The organism is Litoreibacter ponti (assembly GCF_003054285.1).
GTDB classification, from domain to species: Bacteria; Pseudomonadota; Alphaproteobacteria; order Rhodobacterales; family Rhodobacteraceae; genus Litoreibacter; species Litoreibacter ponti.
In genome coordinates this window covers 953,911-975,037 of the sequence record NZ_QBKS01000002.1, presented here as the reverse complement: position 1 = coordinate 975,037, position 21,127 = coordinate 953,911, and the positions used below count along the sequence as shown (strand labels likewise).

The 21,127-nt window shown below is 62.2% G+C and carries 22 protein-coding genes; 12 read left to right on the top strand and 10 right to left on the bottom strand.

Annotated elements, in window-relative coordinates; all coding sequences use genetic code 11:
- Positions 1–55: 55 nt before the first annotated feature.
- The gene (locus C8N43_RS18650; protein WP_107847227.1) at positions 56–1,333 is read left to right on the top strand and encodes an acetylornithine deacetylase/succinyl-diaminopimelate desuccinylase family protein; all 1,278 of its coding nucleotides are present in this window, start codon (positions 56–58) and stop codon (positions 1,331–1,333) included.
- Between the two features lie 10 nt (positions 1,334–1,343).
- The gene (locus tag C8N43_RS18645; RefSeq protein WP_107847226.1) at positions 1,344–3,551 is read left to right on the top strand and encodes an O-linked N-acetylglucosamine transferase, SPINDLY family protein; all 2,208 of its coding nucleotides are present in this window, start codon (positions 1,344–1,346) and stop codon (positions 3,549–3,551) included.
- On the opposite strand, the gene panC is transcribed toward C8N43_RS18645, so the two are convergent.
- Both panC and panB read right to left on the bottom strand, forming a co-directional pair.
- The gene (gene panC / locus C8N43_RS18640; protein WP_107847225.1) at positions 3,552–4,397 is read right to left on the bottom strand and encodes a pantoate--beta-alanine ligase; all 846 of its coding nucleotides are present in this window, start codon (positions 4,395–4,397) and stop codon (positions 3,552–3,554) included.
- Positions 4,394–5,218: a 3-methyl-2-oxobutanoate hydroxymethyltransferase gene (panB, locus tag C8N43_RS18635; protein ID WP_107847224.1), complete on the bottom strand. Its 825-nt coding sequence runs from the start codon at positions 5,216–5,218 to the stop codon at positions 4,394–4,396. Before panB ends, panC begins: the two co-directional genes overlap by 4 nt.
- 128 nt (positions 5,219–5,346) lie before the next feature.
- Between panB and C8N43_RS18630 the strand changes: the two genes are divergently transcribed.
- Genes C8N43_RS18630 through C8N43_RS18620 form a run of 3 tightly spaced genes read left to right on the top strand, consistent with a single transcriptional unit; the run spans position 5,347 to position 8,546 of the window.
- A complete protein-coding gene (locus tag C8N43_RS18630; protein ID WP_107847223.1) occupies positions 5,347–6,801 on the top strand; it encodes an aldehyde dehydrogenase family protein in 1,455 nt (484 codons plus the stop codon).
- Between the two features lie 27 nt (positions 6,802–6,828).
- The gene (locus tag C8N43_RS18625) at positions 6,829–7,569 is read left to right on the top strand and encodes an SDR family oxidoreductase (protein WP_107847222.1); all 741 of its coding nucleotides are present in this window, start codon (positions 6,829–6,831) and stop codon (positions 7,567–7,569) included.
- On the top strand, positions 7,569–8,546 hold the full coding sequence (locus tag C8N43_RS18620) for a P1 family peptidase (protein WP_107847221.1): 978 nt from the start codon (positions 7,569–7,571) through the stop codon (positions 8,544–8,546). Before C8N43_RS18625 ends, C8N43_RS18620 begins: the two co-directional genes overlap by 1 nt.
- Here C8N43_RS18620 and C8N43_RS18615 read toward each other — a convergent pair.
- Positions 8,527–9,417: an SMP-30/gluconolactonase/LRE family protein gene (locus C8N43_RS18615; protein ID WP_107847220.1), complete on the bottom strand. Its 891-nt coding sequence runs from the start codon at positions 9,415–9,417 to the stop codon at positions 8,527–8,529. The two genes, C8N43_RS18620 and C8N43_RS18615, sit on opposite strands and share 20 nt — an antisense overlap.
- Before the next feature lie 79 nt (positions 9,418–9,496).
- Here C8N43_RS18615 and C8N43_RS18610 point away from each other — a divergent pair, with 79 nt between their 5' ends.
- Genes C8N43_RS18610 through C8N43_RS18600 form a run of 3 tightly spaced genes read left to right on the top strand, consistent with a single transcriptional unit; the run spans position 9,497 to position 11,193 of the window.
- Complete coding sequence (locus C8N43_RS18610) at positions 9,497–9,916, top strand: GlcG/HbpS family heme-binding protein (protein WP_107847399.1); 420 nt, start codon at positions 9,497–9,499, stop codon at positions 9,914–9,916.
- An 18-nt stretch (positions 9,917–9,934) separates the two neighbouring features.
- Complete coding sequence (locus C8N43_RS18605) at positions 9,935–10,696, top strand: SDR family oxidoreductase (RefSeq protein WP_107847219.1); 762 nt, start codon at positions 9,935–9,937, stop codon at positions 10,694–10,696.
- Positions 10,696–11,193: a gluconokinase gene (locus C8N43_RS18600; RefSeq protein WP_107847218.1), complete on the top strand. Its 498-nt coding sequence runs from the start codon at positions 10,696–10,698 to the stop codon at positions 11,191–11,193. The genes C8N43_RS18605 and C8N43_RS18600 overlap by 1 nt, the downstream gene beginning before the upstream one ends.
- On the opposite strand, the gene C8N43_RS18595 is transcribed toward C8N43_RS18600, so the two are convergent.
- The 5 genes from C8N43_RS18595 to C8N43_RS18575 all read right to left on the bottom strand — a co-directional run bounded on the left by C8N43_RS18595 (position 11,162) and on the right by C8N43_RS18575 (position 16,236).
- Positions 11,162–11,881: a cytochrome b561 domain-containing protein gene (locus C8N43_RS18595; protein ID WP_245913083.1), complete on the bottom strand. Its 720-nt coding sequence runs from the start codon at positions 11,879–11,881 to the stop codon at positions 11,162–11,164. The genes C8N43_RS18600 and C8N43_RS18595 overlap by 32 nt on opposite strands.
- Entirely contained in the window at positions 11,881–12,753 is an 873-nt protein-coding gene (locus tag C8N43_RS18590) for a carbohydrate ABC transporter permease (RefSeq protein WP_107847216.1), read from the bottom strand. Before C8N43_RS18590 ends, C8N43_RS18595 begins: the two co-directional genes overlap by 1 nt.
- Positions 12,750–13,667 carry a carbohydrate ABC transporter permease gene (locus C8N43_RS18585; RefSeq protein ID WP_107847215.1) on the bottom strand — a complete coding sequence of 306 codons (918 nt, stop codon included), beginning with the start codon at positions 13,665–13,667 and terminating at the stop codon, positions 12,750–12,752. The genes C8N43_RS18590 and C8N43_RS18585 overlap by 4 nt, the downstream gene beginning before the upstream one ends.
- 117 nt (positions 13,668–13,784) lie before the next feature.
- The gene (locus C8N43_RS18580; RefSeq protein ID WP_107847214.1) at positions 13,785–15,074 is read right to left on the bottom strand and encodes an extracellular solute-binding protein; all 1,290 of its coding nucleotides are present in this window, start codon (positions 15,072–15,074) and stop codon (positions 13,785–13,787) included.
- Between the two features lie 79 nt (positions 15,075–15,153).
- The gene (locus tag C8N43_RS18575; RefSeq protein ID WP_107847213.1) at positions 15,154–16,236 is read right to left on the bottom strand and encodes an ABC transporter ATP-binding protein; all 1,083 of its coding nucleotides are present in this window, start codon (positions 16,234–16,236) and stop codon (positions 15,154–15,156) included.
- A gap of 183 nt (positions 16,237–16,419) precedes the next feature.
- Here C8N43_RS18575 and C8N43_RS18570 point away from each other — a divergent pair, with 183 nt between their 5' ends.
- From C8N43_RS18570 to C8N43_RS18555, 4 genes are read left to right on the top strand one after another with little or no spacing between them, the layout of a single operon-like run.
- Positions 16,420–17,445, top strand: a complete 1,026-nt coding sequence (locus C8N43_RS18570; RefSeq protein WP_107847212.1) for a LacI family DNA-binding transcriptional regulator — start codon at positions 16,420–16,422, stop codon at positions 17,443–17,445.
- 37 nt (positions 17,446–17,482) lie between these two features.
- Positions 17,483–18,154: a CDP-diacylglycerol--glycerol-3-phosphate 3-phosphatidyltransferase gene (gene pgsA, locus C8N43_RS18565; protein WP_107847211.1), complete on the top strand. Its 672-nt coding sequence runs from the start codon at positions 17,483–17,485 to the stop codon at positions 18,152–18,154.
- Positions 18,151–18,399 (top strand): molybdopterin converting factor subunit 1, encoded by a 249-nt coding sequence (gene moaD, locus C8N43_RS18560; RefSeq protein WP_107847210.1) that lies wholly within the window; start codon positions 18,151–18,153, stop codon positions 18,397–18,399. Before pgsA ends, moaD begins: the two co-directional genes overlap by 4 nt.
- A gap of 3 nt (positions 18,400–18,402) precedes the next feature.
- Positions 18,403–18,846 carry a molybdenum cofactor biosynthesis protein MoaE gene (locus tag C8N43_RS18555; protein WP_107847209.1) on the top strand — a complete coding sequence of 148 codons (444 nt, stop codon included), beginning with the start codon at positions 18,403–18,405 and terminating at the stop codon, positions 18,844–18,846.
- A 56-nt stretch (positions 18,847–18,902) separates the two neighbouring features.
- Here C8N43_RS18555 and C8N43_RS18550 read toward each other — a convergent pair whose 3' ends face one another.
- On the bottom strand, positions 18,903–19,226 hold the full coding sequence (locus C8N43_RS18550) for a hypothetical protein (protein ID WP_107847208.1): 324 nt from the start codon (positions 19,224–19,226) through the stop codon (positions 18,903–18,905).
- On the bottom strand, positions 19,219–21,120 hold the full coding sequence (locus tag C8N43_RS18545; protein ID WP_107847207.1) for an OmpA family protein: 1,902 nt from the start codon (positions 21,118–21,120) through the stop codon (positions 19,219–19,221). The genes C8N43_RS18550 and C8N43_RS18545 overlap by 8 nt, the downstream gene beginning before the upstream one ends.
- Between the last annotated feature and the right edge of the window lie 7 nt (positions 21,121–21,127).

Sequence of the window (21,127 nt, the reverse complement as noted above, 5' to 3'; positions counted from 1 at the left end):
TTTCTTGGCCAATATGAAGCTTGGCACTCTGTGTGCGCAGCCCTAGCCTAGGGCTATGGCAAAGACCTCAGATTTGATGTCCCGGATCGAAGAAAAGCGCGATGATCTGATCGCGCTGACCCAAGAGCTGATCCGCATTCCAACCCTGAACCCGCCGGGGGAGAATTACCGAGAGATTTGCGAGTATCTGCGCGCGCGGCTGGAGGCGCGGGGCTTCACCTGCCAAATGATCCGCGCCGAGGGCACGCCCGGCGACAGCGACCGCTACCCACGCTGGAACATTGTCGCGCGGACCGACGGCGCCCGCCCGGGCGATTGCGTGCATTTCAACAGCCACACTGACGTGGTCGAGGTCGGCGCAGGCTGGACGGAAGACCCCTTTGGCGGGGCTCTAAAGGACGGCAAGATTTACGGGCGCGGCGCATGCGACATGAAGGGTGGCCTCGCCGCCTCAATCATCGCGGCGGAGGCGTTTCTGGAATGCCATCCGGATTTCGCAGGCTCCATCGAGATCTCCGGCACCGCCGATGAAGAGACCGGCGGCTATGGTGGCGTCGCCTATCTGGCGGAGCACGGCCACTACGCCAACGTGCAACACGTCATCATTCCTGAGCCGTTGCAGAAGGATCGGATATGTCTCGGCCATCGCGGCGTGTGGTGGGCCGAGATCGAGACCCGTGGCGAAATCGCCCATGGCTCGATGCCATTTCTGGGAGACTGCGCCGTACGTCACATGGGCGCCGTGATCGCGGAGATGGAGGCGAGCCTGTTCCCGGCCCTGTCCCGGAAGAAAACCGCGATGCCGGTGGTGCCGGTCGGCGCGCGATCCTCCACGCTCAACATCAATTCGCTGCACGGTGGGCAGGCGGAGCCTCAGCCGGATTTCACCGGTCTTCCATCCGCCTGCGTTCCGGATCATGCCAAGATGATCATCGACCGGCGCTACCTGATGGAAGAAACCAAGGCCGAGGTCGAGGGCGAGGTACGCGCCGTGCTCGACAAGGTCGCCGCCGAGCGGGAGACATTCCGCTACGACCTGAACGAGATCTGGTCGATTGAGCCGACAATGGCCCCCAAAGACGCGCCCGTGGTGACCTCCGTCGCGCAGGCCATTGGGGACGTGCTGGGCCGCGAGGCGGAATATGTCGTCTCGCCCGGAACATACGACCAGAAGCATATCGACCGGATTGGCAAGCTCGACAATTGCATCGCCTACGGTCCGGGCCTGCTGGAGCTGGCGCATAAGCCGGACGAATATGTCGGCGTCGACGACATGCTCGACAGTGCCAAGGTGATGGCGCTGGTTCTGGTCGACCTGCTCGATCCAGCTTAGAACGTTTCCCATGGCTCCGATATTTCCGAAAAAAACGGGGGGCGGACCCACTGGCGGTGATCCGCTCGCGGGGCTGAAATCGCTCTACCGGCAGCGCCGCTTTGCCGATGTTCTGCGCGGGGCGCAGACGTTGCCGAAGGCCGTGCGCGGCTCGGTGCCCGCCTTGACCCTGATCGGTGCGGCGCAGATGGAACTGGGGCAGGCCAAGCAGGCAGAGGTCAATTTCAGAGCCGCCGTTCTGGCGGAGCCGGGGCGTCCCGCGGGGCATAACAATCTGGGCCTTGCGTTGCGCGCGATGGGCGAGCCCGAAAAGGCCGTGCGGTCCTTTCGGTCCGCGATCAAACTGCGCGAGCGATACCCGGAGGCATGGAACGGCCTCGGCACGGCGTTGCAGGATGCAGGCGATGTGAAAGGAGCAGAGCAGGCCTTCAAGAACGCCGCCAAGCTGCGCCCGCAAGATCCGGAAATCTGGACCAATCTTGGCAATATCCATCAGGCGCAGGGGCGCAACGACAAGGCAATCGCCGCCTATCAGACGGCGCTGAAGCGCGATCCGACCCACGCGAATGCGCATTACAATTACGGGCTGGTCCTAAAGGCCTCCGGCAGCCTGCAGGACGCCGTTGATCACTATCGCGCTGCCGTGAAGGCAAAGCCGAATTTCATCGCCGCCCTTAACAACCTTGGCAACACGCTGCAGGCGCTGGGGCAACTCGCGCCCGCCGAAGACGCCCTGCGCCGAGCCGTTGATCTTGCCCCAAATGATGCGGCGACGCTGAATAACCTCGGCACGGTCCTGCAGAAAATGGGTCGTCTGGACGAAGCGGTCGCGGCCTACAAGAAAGCGGTTGAGGCTGATCCGGATCACGCCATGGCGCAGGCGCAGCGGCTGCATCAGATGACCCATTTGTGTGACTGGCGGGCATTCGACTTACTTGCAGAGACGACGGAGCTTGGATGCGCCGGGGACGAGATACCGCCGCTGACGCTCCTTGCGATGGAGGACGCGCCGGAGCGGCAGCTGGCCCGGGCGAAGACCTACGCGGACGCCGTCTTCGGCGAAGGTGCTCCACGCCCGGTTGCGGTCGCCTCTGCAAGGCCCGAAAAGCTTCGCATCGGTTACTTCTCAGCCGATTTTCGCAACCACCCGGTCGCACGGCTCATTTCGGGGACTTTGGCCGTCCATGATCGCTCCCGATTTGAGCTTTATGGATACTCATTCGGCCCCGACACGGGCGATGACATGCGTGCCGCGCTGGCTGGGGAATTCTCGAATTTCACTGACATCCGCGCGCTCAGTGATGCAGAGGCTGCACGGCGCATCAACGACGACAAGCTGGATATCGCCGTCGATCTGACGAGCTACACCCAACATTCCCGCAGCGCGCTGTTTGCCCGGAGGATTGCGCCGGTGCAGGTCAATTACCTCGGTTTTCCGGGCACGTCCGGGGCGGGTTTCATGGACTACATCGTGGTCGATCCGATGCTGGTGCCCCCGTCCGAGCGCGCCCATGTCAGCGAGGCGCTGATCGCGCTGCCGCATTGCTACCAGCCCAACGACAACCGCCGTGCCGTCCCGCGAGACGCCGGGAGCCGGGCGGATCACGGCTTGCCGGAGGATGGCGTGGTGTTGTGCTGTTTCAACAGCGCTTACAAGATCACGCTGCGGGAATGGGCGATCTGGATGCGGGTGCTTTTGGCGGTCGATGGCGCGGTGCTGTGGCTGCTTGAAAGCAACGCTTGGGCGAAGGAGAACCTTCGCGCGCAGGCCATCGCGGCGGGGGTTGACCCCGACCGCTTGGTCTTTGCCCCACGCGCTTCAAACGACGCGCATCTGGCCCGCCACGCTCATGCCGATCTTTTCCTCGATACGTTTGCCTATAATGCCCATACCACCGGCAGCGACGCGCTGTGGATGGGCGTGCCGGTGATCACCCTGCGCGGACGCCAGTTCGCGGCGCGTGTCTGCGCAAGCCTGCTCGGCGCGGTGGGGCTGGATGAGTTGATTTGCGAGACCGAGGCAGAATACGAGGCATTGATCCTCGAATTGGCCCAAGCGCCGGACCGCCGCGCTGCGCTGCGCACCCATCTGGAGACAAAGCGGCTTAAGCTGCCGCTGTTCGATACCGAAGGCTACACCCGTGCGCTCGAGGCCGGGTTCGAAGCGGCCCATGCACGCTGGCGGGACGGGCAGGCCCCCGCCGATATTTCGATCTGATCAACCGACAGCGATGTTGTCGATCAGTCGCACCCCGGCGAGCCACGCGGCCGCCAGCAGGCGGGCGGGCCGGGTCGGTGCGTTAAGCTCTTCAAGCGTGTCGCAGGCCCGCAGGTCTAGATATTCGACCTCGGTGAATCCCGCCCGCTTGATCCGCGCAATAGCCTTCGATCGCAGCTCCTGAATGTCGACGCCTGCCAGCAGGCCTTCGGCCATTTCTTCCATTGCGGCGTTCAGCTCCGGGGCCCATGTGCGTGCGCGGTCGGACAAGAGCAGGTTGCGCGACGACATCGCCAGGCCGTCTTCCTCCCGGATGGTTGGGCATCCTACGACCTCGATCGGCATGTCCAAATCGCGCGCCATGCGGGTGACGACCTGCAGTTGTTGAAAATCCTTTTCGCCGAAATACGCCCGGTCCGCCTGGCTTTGCAGGAACAGTTTGGAGACGACGGTCGCGACCCCATCGAAATGACCGGGCCGATGCGCGCCGCAAAGCACATCCGTCAGCCCATCGACAGAGACCGTCGTGTTGAAGCCTTCGGGATACATCTGCGCGCCGTCCGGGACATAGACTGCGTCGACTTCGAACGGCTCCAATTTGCGCGCGTCGTCCTGTTCGGTGCGCGGGTATTTCTCGTAATCCTCGGGGTTGTTGAACTGCTTTGGGTTAATGAAAATCGTGACGATCACGCGGTCGCAGCCCGCCTTGGCGGCCCTAACAAGGCTCAAATGGCCCTGATGCAACGCGCCCATCGTGGGCACGACACCGACGCTGTCGCCCGTGGCTTTCCAAGTGCTGACCGCCTCGCGCAGCTCCGCAAGTGTGCGGATGATCGGGACGCTCACTTCGGGGCCTCGTCGGCGAACACATGCTCTGGTCCCGGGAAGCTCCGCGCCTTGACCTCTTCCGCGTAGGCCTCGATTGCCTTGCGGCCGTCGTCGCCCAAATGCGCAAAACGCTTCACGAATTTTGCCTTGAACGCGGTGAACAGGCCAAGCATGTCATCGACCACAAGGATTTGTCCATCGCAACCCGCAGACGCGCCGATGCCGATCGTGGGGATCGGGATCTGCGCGGTGATGTCGTTCGAAAGACCTTCCGGTGTCTTCTCCAGGACCACAGCGAACGCGCCCGCATCGGCCACCGCCTGCGCGTCGTCTTTCAGGCCCTGCGCCGCCTCGCCGCGACCCTGCACCTTGTATCCGCCAAGCGTGTTGATCGACTGGGGCGTTAACCCTATGTGCGCCATCACCGGGATGCCGCGCGCGACGAGAAAGGCAATCGTTTCCGCCATCTCGCGCCCGCCTTCCAGCTTCACGGCACCCGCGCCGGTCTCCGCCATCAGGCGCGCGGCGTTGCGAAATGCCTGCTCGCGGCTTTCTTCGTAGGAGCCGAACGGCATGTCGATCACCAGCATGGATGTGGTCAAGCCTCGCCGAACGGCCTTGCCGTGCAGGATCATCATTTCCATCGTTACGCCCACGGTCGAGGGCAGCCCGTGCAGCACCATCCCGACGCTGTCGCCCACCAGCACAAAGTCGCAAATCCCGTCCATCATCTGCGCCATCGGCGTCGTGTAGGCCGTCAGGCTCACCAGGGGCGTTCCCCCCTTTCGCGCAAGAATATCTTGAGGCATCGGGGCGGACTTGCGGGCAGTGGCGCTCATTGGGTCGTGCCTTTCCTTCGGCAGTTTCGCGAGAGGGCGTAGCAAGTTCCGCGCGTGCGCGCCAGTGCCTGTTCCCCTTTGGGCGACCAGCCTATAGCATCCTCGCAAGATCATGAAGGAGACGGTGAATGGGCGTGGAAGAGCTTTGGTTCGACCCGAGTTTATGCTTCATCGGCGGCGCGTGGGTCGATCCCGCAAGCGGCGAAGTGTTGGAGCTTTCAGACCCGTCCACAGGCGACGTGATCTGTGAAATCGCGCGGGGCGGGACCGAGGATATCGACCGCGCGGTCACCGCGGCGCGCGATGCGTTACAGGGCGAATGGGGACGGGCCGCAGCCTTTGAGCGGGGACGCATCCTTGCGCGCATGGGCGCCTTGGTTCTTGAAAGTGCGGACCGACTTGCGCGGCTCGAGGCGCTTGATGTCGGCAAGCCCTTGAAGCAGGCCAAAGCCGACGCAGTGGCGCTCGCGCGCTATTTGGAGTTCTACGCGGGTGCCGCGGACAAGGTCCATGGCACAACGATCCCCTATCTTGACGGATACACGGTCTACACTCTGCGCGAGCCGCATGGGGTGACGGGCCATATCATTCCGTGGAACTACCCGATGCAAATCATCGGGCGTTCCGTGGGTGCGGCGCTTGCGATGGGGAATGCCTGTGTCCTGAAACCGGCAGAAGAAGCCTGTCTGACCGCCTTGGCCTTTGCGGATCTGGCGCGGCAGGCGGGCCTGCCTGAGGGTGCCTTGAACGTAGTGCCGGGCCTTGGGGCAGAAGCCGGTGCGGCTCTCGCCGCCCATGGTGACATTAACCATGTTTCCTTCACCGGATCGGTCGGCGTCGGCAAGCTGATCCAGAGGTACGCGTCCGAGCACATCGTGCCAGTGACTCTGGAACTGGGTGGCAAGAGCCCTCAACTGGTCTTCGACGACGCAGATATCGATGCGGCGTTGCCTTTCTTGGTTAATGCAGGCGTCCAGAACGCGGGCCAGACCTGCTCCGCTTCCTCTCGTATTCTCGTCCAGCGCGGCGTTTTCGACGAGGTGCTCGACCGGATGGCGGCGCGCTATGGCGAGTTGCAGGTCGGTCCGGCGATGTCAGATCTGGACGTTGGTCCGTTAATTTCCGCGCGTCAGAAATCGATCGTGGAAGGTTTTTTGGAGAAAGGATCCTCGCTTGAAAAAGCGGCCTCGGGCCAAATCATCGAAGGTGCGCCAGATGGCGGTCACTACGTCGCTCCGGTCCTGTTCGCGGGCGTCAGTCCGGCCCACGTCTTGGCACAGGACGAGATTTTCGGCCCCGTGCAAGTCGTGATCCCATTCGACGACGAGGCAGAAGCGCTCGCAATTGCAAATGGCACACAATACGGGCTCGTGGCGTCGGTCTGGTCGCGCGACGGCGCGCGTCAGATGCGGCTGGCGAAGGCGCTTCGCTCCGGCCAGGTCTTTTTGAACAACTACGGGGCCGGCGGTGGGGTCGAATTGCCCTTTGGCGGGACGGGCTTGTCCGGACACGGCCGCGAAAAGGGTTTCGAGGCGCTTTATGGCTTCTCGGCGCTCAAGACCGTCGCTGCAAAACATGGATAATTTCGAGGCGCTAGGGAGGGTTAAGCTGTGAGATTACAAGGTAATACCGCTATCGTGACCGGCGGTGCGTCGGGTTTCGGGGCGGGCATCGTCGCGAAATTTCTGACCGAGGGCGCGAAGGTCATGATCGCGGATATCAATAGCGAGGCGGCGCAGACTATGGCCGAGGAAGTTGGTGCGCTGTCCTGCGCGTGCGACATGTCATCCGGTGATGACGTGGCCAAGCTGACAGACGCGGTGATGTCGGCCTGGGGTCGTATCGATATCTTGGTTAACAATGCGGGCATCACGCATCTGCCCAAGGCGATGGAAGATGTCAGCGAAGAGGATTTTGACAAGGTCCTTGCCGTAAATGCCAAGTCCGTATTTTGGACGGCTAAGCATATGGTTCCCTTAATGAAAAAGGCCGGTGCCGGAGCAATTCTGAACATCGCATCGACCGCTGGTGTCAGCCCGCGCCCCCGACTGAATTGGTACAATGCGTCCAAAGGATGGATGATCACCGCGACCCGCGCGATGGCGATTGAACTGGCCCCGGACGGGGTTCGCGTGAACGCGCTGAACCCCGTCGCGGGTGAAACCCCGCTGTTGAAATCCTTCATGGGCGAGGACACGCCGGAGATGCGGGCAAAGTTTCTGTCTACGATCCCGCTGGGCCGGTTTTCGCAGCCGGAAGACCTCGGAAATGCGGCCAGTTTCCTATGCTCGGATGAGGCGTCCATGATCACCGGCGTCTGTCTCGAAGTCGACGGTGGACGGTGTATCTGATGCGTCCGGGACCGCGAAATCTGATCACGGATGTGGCCGGTCTGAAGGTTGGAAACTCAAGCGATGCGACGCTGAAATCCGGCGTCACGGTGCTGAGTGCTGATACGCCTTTTGTCGCGTCGGTTCACGTCATGGGAGGAGCACCCGGAACGCGAGAACTTTCGCTACTCGAGCCTGACAAATCCGTGCAAAGCGTCGATGCCTTGGTGTTGTCCGGTGGGTCGGCCTTCGGTCTGGACGCGTGTTCCGGCGTGGTAAATGGATTGCGTAAAACTGGACGCGGTTTCGCAGTCGGGGACGTGCGCGTTCCGATCGTGCCGGGGGCGATTATCTTTGATCTCCTGAACGGGGGCGATAAGGATTGGGACCGCAATCCTTATGCGGACCTGGGCGAGAAAGCGTTAACTCAGCTTTCGGATGAATTCAGTCTCGGAAGTGTCGGGGCAGGCGTCGGCGCGATGTGCGCGCGTCTGAAAGGAGGGCTCGGTTCTGCGTCCCTAACCCTCAATGATGGTGTGACCGTCGGCGCACTCGTTGTTGCAAATCCGGTCGGATCGGCGGTTACGTCGGGTGGAAAATTCTGGGCAGCACCGTTTGAGATTAACCAAGAATTCGGCGGTTTAGGCGCCGATACTGGCACTTATGGTGAAACCAGACTGCCGTTGAAAACCGATGCACAGGAAGGTGCAAACACCACCATCGCAATTGTTGCGACCGACGCGAAGCTGGGCAAATCACAGGCGAAACGTTTGGCGATCGCGGCACATGACGGGATGGCGCGCGCCATTGTCCCATCCCACACCCCGATGGACGGGGATTTGGTTTTCGCGGTCTCTCATGGTCAGAAAACAGGAGATCTCGCTCAAATCGGTCATGCGGCTGCGACCTGTCTTGCCCGCGCGATTTCGCGCGCAGTGTTCGAGGCGACACCAGCCGAAGGCGATCTCTTGCCGTGTTTCAGAGACCTTGCCGGTTAAGGTTGATCGCGTACACAGACGTGGTCGCGGTAATGAACAATCGGTGCTTCCCACGCCCGCCGAAACACACGTTCGATACCAATTCAGGCACGAATATTTTCCCCAGAAGCGCGCCGTCAGGGGCGATGCAATGAACGCCGTCTGCGGCGCTGGTCCAGACGTTTCCATCGGTATCGATCCGAAACCCGTCCGCCATGCCCGGTGCGACCGTATGGAACAGGCGCCCATTTGAAAGTGTACCATCCGCGCTACAGTCGTAGACCCGGATATGCTGCGGATCGTCCGTGAACATCCGACCGGTATCCGCGACATAAAGCAGATCTTCGGACGGCGAAAACGCAAGCCCGTTAGGCGCGTTCATATCGGTTACCATCGCGTTAATCTCGCCAGTCTCAGGGTTAACGCGGTACACTTGCAATGGAAGCTCCGGCTCGGACTTGAACCCTTCATAATTCGTCATGATCCCGTAATGCGGATCAGTAAACCAGATCGTCCCATCCGATTTCACGACGACATCATTTGGGGAGTTCAGCCGTTTGCCCTCGAAGCTGTCGGCGATGATAGAGATCGATCCGTCATGCTCCGTCCGGGTGACCCGGCGCGCGCCATGTTCGCATGAAATCAAGTGGCCCTGATGATCGCGCGTGTGGCCGTTTGAGAAATTCGAAGGCGCGCGGAACACTGACACGGATCCATCCTCCGACCACCGCATGATCCGATTGTTGGGAATGTCCGAAAAGAGCAGGCAGCCGTGATCCCCGAACCATACGGGACCTTCGACCCAGTCGAATCCGGTCGCAAGTTGTTTGACCGGCGCATTGCCCATAACAAAGGAGTTGAAAACTGGATCGACCGCTTCGAAAAATGACATAAGTTCTTTTCCTGCAAGGAATTTTTGTGCCACTATGGTACTGATTACACGCAGTCCGGTCAAACCTGAAAGGTCCCGCATGGCACATGTTCGCGCGAGTTTGGAGCTTACCCACACAGCGGTGCTCGCCATGCTTCAGGCGGCGGTCGCCGAGGCCGAGACTATCGGCCAACCCCAGTGCATCGTTATCGTCGATACCAGCGGAGTGACCCTCGCTGAGCTACGCATGAGTGGGGCAAAATTCCTATCGCTCAAGAGTGCGCGAGCAAAAGCGGTCACGGCGGCGTCAATTCGGGCGGAGAGCACGAGCATCCCCGAACAGGTCAGATCTTTCATCGGTTTGGCAACAGATGGTGACGTCACTGGGCTGCCCGGTGGCCTTCCGATCATATTGCACGGACAGTGCGTCGGCGGCATCGGCGTCGGCTCGGGAACGGGCGACCAAGACATCGCGGTCGCCAGTGCTGCGCTTGCAGCGATCGACGCGCAACCAGGTTAATATTTAAAGGAAAACCCAATGACCCAAGGCACAGCCCTTTTCGATCTTACCGGCAAGCGGGCGCTTGTCACCGGGTCTTCGCAAGGCATCGGTTACGCATTGGCAAAAGGCCTGAAAGAGGCCGGGGCCGAGGTCATCCTGAACGGGCGGAATGCCGAAAAGCTGGCAAAGGCGGCGGTCGATCTCGACACGCCGCACACGCTGGTTTTTGACGCGACCGACCACGATGCGGTGCGCAAAACGGTCGATGATTTCGAGGCAGCGACTGGCGCGATCGACATCCTGGTGAACAACGCAGGAATGCAGCACCGGACAGAGCTGGAGAACTTCCCGGCGGATGCGTTCGAGACGCTGCTGCAGACCAACATCGCCTCCGTGTTCCACGTCGGTCAGGCCGTCGCGCGGCATATGATTAACCGTAAGGCGGGCAAAATCATTAACATCGCGTCCGTGCAAACCGCGCTGGCCCGCCCCGGAATCGCGCCCTACACGGCGACCAAGGGCGCGGTCGGAAACCTGACCAAGGGTATGGCCACGGATTGGGCCAAGCACGGTCTGCAATGCAACGCGATCGCGCCGGGCTATTTCGACACGCCGCTCAATGCGGCGCTGGTGGCAGATCCCGAATTCACCACATGGCTGGAAAAACGCACACCCGCGGGGCGCTGGGGAAATGTCGACGAGCTGGTCGGCGCCTGCATCTTCCTGTCTTCCGCAGCGTCGAGCTTCGTGAATGGGCACACGCTTTATGTCGATGGTGGGATCACGGCGTCGCTGTGATGAAGGTCATCGTCATGGGGGTCGCGGGCTGCGGTAAGTCCTCGGTCGGGACCGCCGTAGCGGAGGAATTGAACGCGCGCTATTTCGACGGCGACGATCTGCACCCGCAAAGCAACATCGACAAGATGGCCGCCGGGGTGCCCCTGAATGACGAGGATCGCGCGCCGTGGCTCGACAAGGTTGGCGCGGCCCTGGCGGAGGCGGATGGCGCGACACTCGTTGGATGTTCGGCCCTGAAGCGCGCCTACCGCGACCGCATCCGCGCCGCGTGCCCAGAGACGATCTTTGCCCATCTCGCGGGCAGCCGCGCAGTCATAGAGGCGCGTATGTCGAAGCGTGAGGGGCATTTCATGCCGGTCTCCCTGCTCGACAGCCAATTCGCGACCTTGGAGCCGCTGCAAGCGGACGAGGCCGGGTTCGCGGTCGATATCGCGCAGGAATTCGGAGCCGTTGTGACGCAGATGGCTACTCGCCTGGCTGCTGGTCTCGGCGGGTAATACCGAAACCGATGGGGCGGCGGCGATTGCCGGGTAGGGACGGGTCTGGCCCCCAGATCGCCTGATACGTGTCGACCGCCATGCCACGACGTTGCAGGACCACGAAAGCGGCGATCAGGCCGGACCACCAGATGCACAGCGTCAGCCACATCCAGTTCGGGCCGTTGGCCTGCCAGAGCCCGGACAGGATCGCGGCAGCAGACAGGATCACAGCAAGGTAGCCAAGGTTCTTATGGACGTATTCGAACATCAAACGCCGGGGTGTCATGTCGAAGTGGTCTCCGTTCAATGATCCGTCCGGCGCAGGCTCGGTCGGGCCACCCTTCGTGCCGCGCAGGATGCCACCAACGACCTGCATAATGCCGAGGATAACCACCGCCCAGCCCAGCCACCAATGGGGGCCGGGGATTGCCGCCAAAGGTGGCGCGGTCAGGATCAGCGCGAGACCGATCAACATCAAGACAAAGGCCGAATACTGGCAGATGCGGTGCGTGTTCCACCAGAAATGACTGTCGAGCGCGCGGGGCCAATCCTGCCAAGGGGCGATCTTGAAAAACCGGGCGATCACGATGCCCAACGGCACCAAAATGCCCCAACCCGCGACCATTGCGCGTGCGTGCCAGCTCAGCTGCCAACCCAGCTCATGGCCGCGGGTCGCGTCCATGGGGGAAAACAGCCACTCCAGCATCAGCCCTTGACCGCACCGGCGGTCATGCCGGTGATGATCTGGCGCGAGGCGACGAAGGTGAAGATGATCGGTGGGATCGCCAGCAGCATGCCGGTCGCCATGATCACGCCCCAGTCGATGTCATACTCGGTCAGCGAGTTCACGATGGTCACAGGCACGGTGCGCGAGTTTCGATCCGCCAGCGCATTGGCCAGCAGGAACTCGTTCCACGCCACCCGGAAGGTGAAGATCGACGCGGCCGCAAGGCCCGGCTTGATGATCGGCAGCACGACGAGGAAGAAAACCTGGAAGGGGCCAGCGCCGTCCATGCGGGCGGCCTCTTCCAGCTGGATCGGCACCTGCACGATGAAACTCTGCAAGATCCAGATCACGAAGGGCAGGTTCATTGCGACATAGACGAGGATGATCCCCCCACGCGTCCCATCCAGCCCGAATTGAAAGGTCCAAATGCCAAACACCGGCACCAGCAGCACCGCAGGCGGCACCATGCGCATCATCAACGTCGTCAGCGAGACCGTGTCGCGCCCCATGAAGCGGAAGCGCACGATTGCGTAGGCGGCCATGCAGCCGATCACCAGCGTCAGCGCGGTCGAGATCAGCGCGATGATAAGCGAATTGACCAGCGCGCGGCCAAAGGTCTTGTCGCAATAGTCGACGTTGGGCGCCTCGTACCACAGGTAGTCGCACAGCACTGTCTCGTAATTGTGCAGCGTCGGCATGAAGAGCAGCGATGAGGTGTCCGACGTGATGTCCACGTTCAGCTTCAGCGACGTGGTCAGCATCATGAAGATCGGGCCGATCGCCATCACGACCAGCGCCACCAGCAGGGCGTAGAAGGCCGGGTTCTGCTTGTCGTAGGTCTTCGCGCTCATAGGTCTGCCTCCGCCGCGGCGCGCAGGCGGGCGGCACGGGCCTCCATCGCCTTGTTATAGAGGAACATCGCCGCCGTCAGGATCATCAAGAGGATCAGCAGGTAGTTCGACATCGCCGCCGCCTCGCCCAGTTCGCGGAACTCGGACGCGGTGCGCGATATGCGCAGCGACAGGATTTCTGTCGACAGGCCCGGCCCGCCATTGGTCATCACCAAGATCACCTCCAGCACCTTGAAGGCGTCGATCAGGCGCAAGAGCAGCGTTACGATCAGCACCGGCATCATCAGCGGCAGCTTAACGAACCAGATCAGTTGCCAGCCATTGGCACCGTCGATCCGGGCGGCCTCCATGGCCGATTGCGGCAGCGATTGCAGCGCGGCCAGCGACAGGATGAAGATGAACGGCGTCCACTGCCAGACATCGGCGATGATCACGGAGGCAAAGGCCCAAGACCCGTCCGACAGCCACGGGATCGGCTCGAACCCCCACGATTTCAGCGTGCGGTTAAAGATGCCCACCGTCGGGTGGTACATGTAGCGCCACATCAGGCCTACCACGATGGGTGCTATCATCATCGGCAGGATGAACAGCGTGCGCAGGGTGGACATGCCGCGGATGTTGCGGTCCAGCAGCAGGGCGAGCCCCACGCCCAGCAGCATCTCCAGCGACACGACGATCGAGGCGAATTTGAGGGTGACAAAGAAGCTTTCGCGGAAGGCCTCGTCGGTCAGAAGTTTGGTGTAGTTGCGCAGCCCGACGAACTCGGCCTCGCCAATGCGTTGGGAGGGGTTCCAGTCAAGGAAGCTGGCGTAGATCATGTAGCCCACGGGATAGAGCAGGGCGACGCCCATCACGATCGCAGCCGGGGCGAGGAACAGGTAGGGGGTCAGCCTGTTGACGTTCGCGGTTTGCATCAGATCAGGGTCCGTGGTGCGAGGGCTTGGGGGGCCATGGCCCCGACGCTCAACTGTGGCGCGCCGGGACCTTGGGGAGGTGTTTGATGTGCGGGGCCGCGAAGCCCCGCCTGGGGACTATTGCCAGGTGTAGTAGCCGGCCTCGTCCATGATGGCACGCGCACGCTCGGCGACACCGTCCAGCGCTTCTTGCGGGTCAAGCCCCTCGGTCAGCACCTGGCTCATGGTCGTGCCGATGTCGGCGTTGATCTTGCCCCAGGTCGGGATGATCGGGCGCCAGTCGGGATCGGCATATTTAAGGGCTTCGCCGAAGGTCGCGGAATACGGGTATTTCGCGTTCAGCTCGGCATTCTCATAGGTCGAGAAGCGCGACGGGTTGCCGCCTGCCATTGCCACAGCCAGATCGCCCTTTTTGGAGGTCAGCCACTGCATCAGCAGGAAGGCAGCCTCTTTGTTCTGGGCGTTCTTGGGGATCGCGATGCCGAAGCCACCGGTCTGCGAGCCGCGACGCACACCCTCGGGGTGCAGCGCGTAGCCGACCTTGCCAGCCACCTTGGATTTGGTGGGGTCCTCGAACCCGGCCGCGAAGGCAATCGAGTCCATGAACATCGCAGCCTGGCCCTGGCTGAAGGCCGCAGCCGCCTCAGATGGGCCGAAGGTCTGCGAGCCTTCCGGGCCACAATCCACGATGGTCTTCAGCGCGTTGGCGGCGGCGACGCCGGCTTCGTTGTTGATGATCGGCTCCCAGTTGTCGTCAAACACGCGCCCGCCCAGCGGGGCAAGGTGCAGCAGGAACGCGTGTGAGGCTTGGTGGCCGGAAGCCGCGCGCGACGCCATGCCACCCATGCCTTCTTCGACTTCAGGGATCTTGCAGGCCGCGTCGAGCAGTTGGTCGTAGTTTTCCGGCGTTGCGATACCGTGCTTCTCGAAGATGTCCTTGCGGTAGGCAAGCACCGAGGTCTCAGAGCCATAGGGGATACCGAACAGCGATCCGGTCGCGCCGGGCAGATAGCCCTTGAAGCCGCCCGCGATGCCGATGTTGGCGACATAGCCGTCGATCAGGTCCTCGGCGTCATAGGCCGGGTCTGCCAGCTTGGGGTTCATGAAGAAACGCGCAAGGTTCTCCAGCTGGTCTGCGAAGACATAATCCGCCTTGGAGAACACCACGTAGGAGATCAGGTCATAATCGCCCTCATCCTTGGTCAGCTCCAGCGTCTGGCGCTCGCGCATCTTGAGGTATTGCAGCTGGTCCACCTCGACCTCGATGCCGGTCTCTTCGGTAAATTGCGGCAAGACCTTCATCATGGCGTTGTAATGCGGGTGTGCCGGGACGTTGATGACGAGCGTGGTGCCCGCATAGGGCGCGTAGGGTCCACCATGGCCGTCGGCCACTGCGAAACCTGCCATGGAAACGGATACTGCCGTCCCGGTCAGGATAGTCTTGAGTGATAGCATTCTTGGTTCCTCCCTGATGCTAGTTTTTGGATCAGAGCCGCAGCCCTGACGTTTTGTCGAAAACCATGATCTCGTCGGTGTTGACCCCGAAGCTTTGAATGGTTCCGGATTTGACGGGCGCGGCGCTCTGGGTTTCCACCAGCACCTCCGCGGCCCCGCAATGAGTGACAAGCACGCTCTGCGCGCCCAAATATTCGCTTACGACCACTTTCAGCTCGATCGGCGCGCCGGTGGTCACGTCTTGGCTGAAGCTCGACGGACGCAACCCCACGGTGACGTCCTTTGTCGCGCCCTGCTTCATGCGCGACGAGGTCTCGGCGCTCAGTGGCAGCATGAAACCGTCGCCGCGTACCCAAATCTGGCCTTTCTCGTCCACCAGCTCGCCATCCACGAAGTTCATCGTGGGCGAGCCGATGAAGCCTGCCACGAACTTGTTGACCGGCTGCTTGAACAGCTCCTCTGGCGTGCCTTGCTGTTGGATCAGTCCGTCGGCCATGACGACGATCCGCTCGCCCAGTGTCATCGCCTCGACCTGATCGTGGGTCACGTAAACCATGTTCTTGTCGATGGTGTCGCGCATCTCTGCGAGTTCGGTGCGCATCTTGCCGCGCAGCTTGGCGTCGAGATTCGACAGCGGCTCGTCGAACAGAAACGTGCCCGCATCGCGCACCAGTGCGCGGCCCATGGCGACCCTCTGGCGCTGGCCGCCAGACAGCTCGGCGGGCTTGCGGTCCAGCAGATGTCCGATGTTGAGCATGTTCGCCACCCTCGTCACTTTCTCCTCGATCTCGGATTTCGAGACCCGGGCGAGGCGCAGCGCGAATGACATGTTCTTGGCGATATTCATATGCGGGTAGAGCGCGTAATCTTGGAACACCATGGCGATGTCGCGTTCTTTGGGCTCGAGCGTACTGATCGCCTTGTCGTCAAAGTATATCTCGCCGCCCGAGAGCGTTTCGAGCCCCGCGAGCATCCGCAAGGTCGTCGACTTGCCACAGCCCGAGGGGCCGACAAGCACAGTGAATTCGCCATCATTGAGTGCCAGATCAAAGGGAGGCAGCACCTCAACGGTGCCGTAGGCCTTGCGAACCTGATCAAAGGTAATTCTCGGCACGTGACCCTCCCAGATGCGCGCAGATGCCCCGCAGGCGGAGCGTAAGATAGTGTCGGCGCTTCGGGCGATTGACGCTAGGGAGAACATAGTGCAACAACGTTAGCGTTAACGTTAATCTCGCTCAGGTCTCTGTTTCTTATGGCCTAATCTCGGTAACGTGCTCTCAAACGACAGGAACCTTCTTTGCCCCGAACCCGCAAACCCGCCAAGATTGAAGACGTTGCGGAAGCCGCTGGCGTGTCGATCATGACCGTGTCGCGGGCCATCCGGGGAATCGAGGGCGTCTCGGAGAAAAAGCGCGCCGAAGTGCTGAGCATCGCGCGCAAGATGAACTACACGCCGAACTCCGCCGCGCGCTCATTGGCGGTCAACAACTCCAACCTCGTGGGTATCTCGCTTCCGACCTTCGCGGGGGAGGTCTTCGCCGACATCCTCAAAGGCATGCGCGGCACGTTCGAGAGCGCGGGTTATGCCTCCGTCATCGACACCACCGAGTATGACATCCACGCCGAGAAGGCCTGGGTCGAGCGGCTCTTGTCCTGGCAGCCCGCCGCCGTGATCCTGACCGGCACCCACCACCACCCGCAGGTGCGCGAGCGTCTGGAAAACGCCCGTGTGCCGGTGCTGCAGGTTTGGGATCACACGGATGATCCGATCGATTTAAACGTCGGCATTGATCACTTCGAGGCGGGGCGGCACGTCGGCGATTATCTCGTCGCGCTGGGATATCGCCGCCCCGGCTTTATCGGCGCGCCCAAGAGCCACGACATGCGCGCCGATGCCCGCATCGCGGGGCTGCGCGCGGCGTTCGATGGCATCGCATCGGTCGCCGTCGCGCGTCCTGCGCTGGGCAACGCTTTTGCGACCGGGCATGGCGGGATGGAGCAGCTGCTGGCGCAGGACGGGCCCGGGATCGATGTGGTGTTCTTTCTCAACGATCACATGGCATTCGGTGGCATGATGGCCTGCGAGGCGCGCGGAGTGCGCGTACCCGAAGACATGGGCATCGTCGGCTTCAACGGGCTCGACCTGAATTCCGTGCTGCCGGTGGAGCTGACCACGGTCGCCACCCCGCGCAAGCTGATGGGCATCACAGGCGCGCGCAATCTTCTGGCCCGTATCCACGGGGTCGAGGCCCCGCGCAGTGTCGCGCTGCCGGTCAAAATCCAGCCGGGTAAGACCACGCGCGCGCAGCCCCCCAACTCGTGACTTCCCCCCGCCACGGGGCTCCGCTACACATGGGCCCATGACGTGGAACATACCCAACATCCTGACGCTTCTGCGCCTGCTGGCCGCCCCCGGCGTCGCCGTGATGTTTCTCTACTTCCAGCGCCCCTATGCCGACTGGTTCGCGCTGATCCTGTTCGTCACCGCGGCGCTGACCGACTGGATCGACGGCTACCTTGCGCGCGCGTGGAAACAGGAAAGCAAGTTCGGCGCGATGCTCGACCCGATCGCGGACAAGGCGATGGTGGTGATTGCCCTTTGCGTCATCACGGGCTTTTCCGGCATGAACCCGTGGATTCTGCTGCCCGCGACGGTGATCATTTTCCGCGAGGTTTTCGTGTCTGGCCTGCGCGAGTTTTTGGGCGATACAGCGGGCCTTCTCAAGGTGACCAACCTCGCCAAATGGAAAACCACAGCGCAGATGGTCGCAATCGCCGTGCTGTTCGCCACCGGTCTGTTCGAGCATGAGTTCCTCGACCGGACGACCGGCATGGACAATGCCGTGCTGGAGGCGATCATGAGCGGCAGCGCCGAGGATACGCTGGGGCTGATGTGGTATTCGGAGGCGGCGAACCTGACCTTCCTGATCGGGACCGTGCTGCTGACGATTGCGGCCGTGCTGACGCTGGTCACCGGGTTCGACTATCTCCGCAAGGCGATGCCGTATTTGCGCGACGAGGTGAAGTCGTGATTGACGTGCTGTACTTCGCCTGGGTGCGCGAGCGCATCGGGATGCCCAAGGAGCGGCTTGAGACGCAGGCCAAGACCGTGCTGGAGCTGGTCGAAGAGCTGCGCGCCCGCGAAGAGCGCTACGCCCTGGCTTTCTCCGATCTCTCATCCCTACGGGTGGCGGTGGACCAGGACCTGACCGATTTCGGTGCTTCGCTCGACGGCGCGCGGGAGGTTGCGTTCTTCCCGCCCATGACAGGCGGCTGAGCGATGCGGGTCGTGGTGCAAGAGGCCGAGTTCGATCCGGGGGCGGAGTTGAACGCCTTTGGCCGCGGCAACACCGATATCGGCGCGATTGTCAGCTTCACCGGCGTGACCCGCGATGTGTCCGGCGGCCTGAGCGAAATGCAGATCGAGCATTACCCGGGCATGACCGAACGCGCGATTACGCAGATCTGTGAAGAGGCGCAAAAGCGCTGGTCGCTGGCCGACGTTCTGGTGATCCACCGTCACGGCCTGATGCAAGCGGGCGACAATATCATGATGGTCGCGACTGCCTCGCGCCACCGCACCGATGCGTTCGCGGCGGCGGATTTTCTGATGGATTATCTCAAGTCCCGCGCGCCCTTCTGGAAGAAGGAGGTCACCGCGCAAGGTGCCGATTGGGTCGAAAGCAAACAGGACGACGAAGACGCGCTCGACCGCTGGTCGTAGCGGGGTGTAAGGCGCGTCAACGCGCCTTAAAGGCCGTTCAACGGCCTTCCGCCCGCCTAGCCCTGCTGCCGCTCGAGGTAGGTGCGCAGTTCTTCAGCCTCATGGCGCGCGTCGCGCAACCCGTCCATTGCCGCCTTCAATTCGGCCTCTGTCTGGGACAGCTGGTTGGTCAGCTCCGCCTCGCGCTGCTGCAGGTAGGTGATCGCCTGATCGCGCGTCTCTTCCGCGTCATGCAGCGCCTTTGCCATCTCGTCGAGCTCTGCGATATCCGCGGTCGTCACGCGGCTGAACCGCTGCACCAGCCAGCATGTGAACCAGCCCACGCAGAACGCCACGAACAGGATAAAGGCTGTGGCGATGATGAACTCGGATCTATTCACTGGGGGTCTCGGTCTCTTCTGAAGTCTCGGCCGTGCCATCCTCGGCCGGTGCCTCGGGTGTGGCCGCAGCGCGGGCATCTGTCAACAGCTTGAACTCGATGCGCCGGTTGGCTTCGCGGCCCTCTTCGGTCGAATTGTCCGCAATCGGTTGTGCCTCACCATAGCCGCGCGCGGTCATGTTGCCCGTCAGCACCCGCCGCGACAGAAGCGCGGCCAGCACGGCATCGGCGCGCTGCTGGCTCAGCTCTTCGTTCATCACTTCGCGGCCCTGGCTGTCGGTGTGCCCGCCGATCTCCATCTTCACCCGCTCGCATTGCCGCGCGATCTCCGCGATGCGGTCGATGGTGCGGCTGGCATCCGGGGTAATCTCCGAAGATGACGGCTCGAACACGATCTTGGCGCCGTCGATGATTGTGTTGATGCGGCTGACGCATTCCTCTGGCGTCGGGATGTTCAGCGTCGTGTCGAGTAGCTCGTCATAGCGCACGAACAGCTCGAAATTCTCCGCATCGCCCAGCTTGTCGGCCAACATGCGCGAGATCGTGTCCGACGCTTGCTTGTCGCCCGTTGTGCCGCGAATTTCGACGTAGTCTTCCTGCACCAGTGCAGAGCCGTTTTCCAGAGTGGCGAGGCCTTCCAATGCGGCGAGCACGCGCACGGCCCAATTCTGTGGCAGCCCCGGGTCATCACGCGTTGCCAGATAGACGTTGTCCGACCCGAACTGAGCGCGCGCGAAGGAGCCGACGATCTGCTCGATGCTGTCATCGTTGAGACGGCCGCGCAGCTGGACCAGTCCTTCAGGGCTGCGGGTCGCGGTGAACTCCGGGATCAGGTCTTCGCCCTCGGCATTCACCTCGACCTTTTCCGGCAAGACCGCATGCATCGAAAAGACGTCGGGCAAGGCGGCGTCGATTTCGCCCACAACCCGGTCAAATGTGCCCTGCGGCGTCGTGTCGAGCGCGATCAGCGTGACGTCCGCATCCGAAAATGTCAGCGACCCACCGCCCATATCTTTTAGGCCAGCAATAGCAATCTCGACCGCCTCCGCCCAGTTCGGGGAGGGCACGCCCAGCCCGATGGCGCAATCGGGCTTTTCGATCTGCCCTGCCTCGGTCGCCGCACGCAGGATGCGTGACCGGCTGGCGGGTGTGTCGGCGGAGCAGGCATCGAAGGCCGCGCGGCCCTCCGCATCCAGCGTAAAGCGCAGGGTAAACGGTGTAATAACTGGGCGCGGCGCGGAGATGCGCAAAGCGAGCCGCACGCCTTCCGGCCCGCGCCGTGCAAGCCGGCTTTCGATGTTGCGCTGATCTTCGGGGCTATTCGATATCGCGGTGATTTCGACCAGATCAGCCGAAACAGAGATCTTCGAGCGCTCTAGCTCGCGGAGCGCGTCGATGGCAAAGTCCAGCGCGCGGTCCCAATTCAACGGAACGGGGTAGCTGGCACTTTCGAGCATATTCGTCACGCCACCCTCGCCCGCGACGTCCGACAGCCGTTCGACAATGGCGATTTCGCTTTCCGCCTCATCCCCGCGTTCGGGCACGAGCCCGATCAGCGAAATCCCATCCCCGTTGCGCAGCATTTCCACCGAGAAGCGCGGGGCCTCGATCTGGGTCGCGGCCCGGACATCCATATTGTCTACGATGCGGTCGGGATCGACGACGCGGCCGACGGCGGAGACGATGCGAAACCGGGTGGCCTCGTCCGGGGCCTGCCCGCCGAGCGCCACCAAAAGACCATCTGTCGTGACCGAGATATATTCGTGCTCGCCGTCGATCAGGGTCGAGGTGACAGCCGCGGCGGAGCGCTGCTCAACCCATCCGGACGCAAGATACGCCCCCCCGACCGACAGGCCAGCGGCGACGACAAAAGCTGCGATAGTCTTCAGTCTCATGGGCGAA

Coding starts and splice junctions, on each gene's coding strand:
- C8N43_RS18555 (WP_107847209.1), top strand. CDS start 18,403: ATGCGGGTCGTGGTGCAAGAGGCCGAGTTCGATCCGGGGGCGGAGTTG.
- panB (WP_107847224.1), bottom strand. CDS start 5,218: ATGAGCGCCACTGCCCGCAAGTCCGCCCCGATGCCTCAAGATATTCTT.
- C8N43_RS18585 (WP_107847215.1), bottom strand. CDS start 13,667: ATGCAAACCGCGAACGTCAACAGGCTGACCCCCTACCTGTTCCTCGCC.
- pgsA (WP_107847211.1), top strand. CDS start 17,483: ATGACGTGGAACATACCCAACATCCTGACGCTTCTGCGCCTGCTGGCC.
- C8N43_RS18580 (WP_107847214.1), bottom strand. CDS start 15,074: ATGGCAGGTTTCGCAGTGGCCGACGGCCATGGTGGACCCTACGCGCCC.
- C8N43_RS18645 (WP_107847226.1), top strand. CDS start 1,344: ATGGCTCCGATATTTCCGAAAAAAACGGGGGGCGGACCCACTGGCGGT.
- C8N43_RS18590 (WP_107847216.1), bottom strand. CDS start 12,753: ATGAGCGCGAAGACCTACGACAAGCAGAACCCGGCCTTCTACGCCCTG.
- C8N43_RS18620 (WP_107847221.1), top strand. CDS start 7,569: ATGCGTCCGGGACCGCGAAATCTGATCACGGATGTGGCCGGTCTGAAG.
- C8N43_RS18605 (WP_107847219.1), top strand. CDS start 9,935: ATGACCCAAGGCACAGCCCTTTTCGATCTTACCGGCAAGCGGGCGCTT.
- C8N43_RS18650 (WP_107847227.1), top strand. CDS start 56: ATGGCAAAGACCTCAGATTTGATGTCCCGGATCGAAGAAAAGCGCGAT.
- C8N43_RS18610 (WP_107847399.1), top strand. CDS start 9,497: ATGGCACATGTTCGCGCGAGTTTGGAGCTTACCCACACAGCGGTGCTC.
- C8N43_RS18615 (WP_107847220.1), bottom strand. CDS start 9,417: ATGTCATTTTTCGAAGCGGTCGATCCAGTTTTCAACTCCTTTGTTATG.
- C8N43_RS18600 (WP_107847218.1), top strand. CDS start 10,696: ATGAAGGTCATCGTCATGGGGGTCGCGGGCTGCGGTAAGTCCTCGGTC.
- C8N43_RS18545 (WP_107847207.1), bottom strand. CDS start 21,120: ATGAGACTGAAGACTATCGCAGCTTTTGTCGTCGCCGCTGGCCTGTCG.
- C8N43_RS18595 (WP_245913083.1), bottom strand. CDS start 11,881: ATGCTGGAGTGGCTGTTTTCCCCCATGGACGCGACCCGCGGCCATGAG.
- C8N43_RS18630 (WP_107847223.1), top strand. CDS start 5,347: ATGGGCGTGGAAGAGCTTTGGTTCGACCCGAGTTTATGCTTCATCGGC.